The sequence below is a fragment of the Lishizhenia sp. genome (assembly GCF_057456495.1).
In genome coordinates, this window is sequence record NZ_JBVCPV010000303.1 from 1 (window position 1) to 2,049 (window position 2,049).

The window sequence follows — 2,049 nt, forward strand, 5'->3', positions numbered from 1 at the left end:
CATCAAATATTTCAACGTCATCTAACAATAAGTCATTGTAGTATGCGTAGTTTGTATTTTGACCAACCTCTCCTCTAAATCTAAATTTGATAAAGTTTGTGTTGTACACATAAGCAGTTAGGTCATAGTAATAATCTGTCCAGTTTGCTCCATTTTCTCCCTGAACTAAATCTACCAATACCCATGCAGATCCATCCCAAGCTTCAATGTTCAACTCGTTGTGTTGAGCTAAATTAGCAAAGTTATTCACACAGTGAGAAATGTGGTAAAACCTAAGCGTTGGTGTTGTAATCCCAGTTACATCGATTTCTGGAGATTCTAACACAACATTTACGTCCGTTGGTGAAGAGAAATCGATAAAAGCAAAATCATCTCCAACAGCACCGTTCGTGTGGTCAGCAGTTCCTTGAACTTCATAACCTGGATTGTAAGAAGAAGGGTTGAAATCCCAACCATCTCCTGCTGTGTAAGAGGTATTCCAACACGCTGGTGCGGAAGTACCGGTAAATGTCTCAATGAAAGGAGCCGAAATCGGACTACATTGAGCACGCAAACCTGCAACAGCCATTAAGCCGGCAGATAGCGCAAGTAATTGTTTTTTCATAGTTTATAGTTTTGAGTATACACGTAATAAGGCGCGCAATTTAATACTTTTTTAACAGAAAGAAGAATTTTAACACCGGGATTTCTTATTACTGTACACAAATAACAAATTAACCGCACATCTTTAAAGAATTCACAAGACATAAAAAAAACGGGCGAATCCTGAGGATTCACCCGTTTTAATTATTAAAGTTTAAATCGTCTTATTGAACGACTATTCTGTATGTATTTTTGATAGAACCATTGTACAATTCAACCAAGTATACTCCTGTTGTTAAATCAGATACGTTTACTTGAACTGAACTTCCAGCAGCTAATTTATCATTAGATGCTTTTACAATTCTTCCATTAACATCAATAACACTTACTGATAACGCATCGTGCTCACCAGCAGAAACAATGTTCAACACATCACTTGTTGGGTTAGGATATACTGAAATACCTTCTATCTCAACATTTTCTACTGATAACCAATCACAAGAAGGGTTAACAATCACCACTACCAATGCAGTGTCATCTGGACAAACTCCATTTCCAGCTACGTAATCATAGTTAAACTGTCCTGGAATAGTTCCTGCAGAAGGAATATCACTTGTTACAGCATTATCTTGAGGATCATACCAAACACCACCTAAATCAATGTTACCCGTTAAACCGTAGAATAAGTTCGTTGGTTCGTTTTTACAAACATTGATACTTCCATCAATACCCGCACTAGATGGAGGGTAAATCTCTACTTGACCAACGATAGAATCAAAAGAACATCCTAATTCAACTCTGTATTCGAAATCGTAAACTTGAGATGCTAAAACAGTTGTAGCAAAGTCATTTGCAGAAACCATTTGAGATGTGTTTGATAAATCATACCAAGTTCCGTATTGCGTATCGTAGTTTGAGATAGCGTTGAATAAATCAACTGTATCTCCAATACAAGCATCAATAACTCCTGTTAACGAACCAGCATTGAAATCTAATTCCGTTAAGGCAATTGAGTAAGTACCTGCTGAAGTCCAAGAGGATTGAGAAGAATGTAACAAGTAGTACGTTTGACCTGGTGTTAATCCACAAACTACCCATTCTGGAGCCGCAGTAGACCCAAATAAAACTCCATTATCGTTTGCTCCAATTAAGTTATATTGACTATAATCTCCACAATTCGATGTTTCGTAAACGGCCATTTTAGATGAGTAATTTACATCAGTTCCAGAAATCATTACATCTCCTGAAGCTGGTGCTGTAAATGTATACCATGTACTTCTATAAATTGTTGACTGACCCCATCCTTGCGTACTATTGTAACCATCCGCTGGTGGTGCAATTGACTGCACACCTGCATCTAATTGTGCACCGTTGTTGTACAGCAAGTATGGTGTACCATCTACTTGTAATTCTTGTGCGTAACAAGATGAATCATTATCCAAGAATGCTAAGAAGTTTACCGGACCA

Annotated in this window: 2 protein-coding genes; both read right to left on the minus strand. The window is 37.5% G+C overall.

Translation table 11 applies throughout. The features are described 5' to 3' along the window. Positions 1–604, minus strand: a 604-nt coding sequence (locus AC22ZQ_RS14320; RefSeq protein WP_318959437.1) for a hypothetical protein, incomplete at its 3' end; no start/stop codon positions are given. A 202-nt stretch (positions 605–806) separates the two neighbouring features. Beyond that, positions 807–2,049 (minus strand): T9SS type A sorting domain-containing protein (locus AC22ZQ_RS14325; RefSeq protein WP_318959438.1); only part of this gene is annotated, 1,243 nt, incomplete at its 5' end.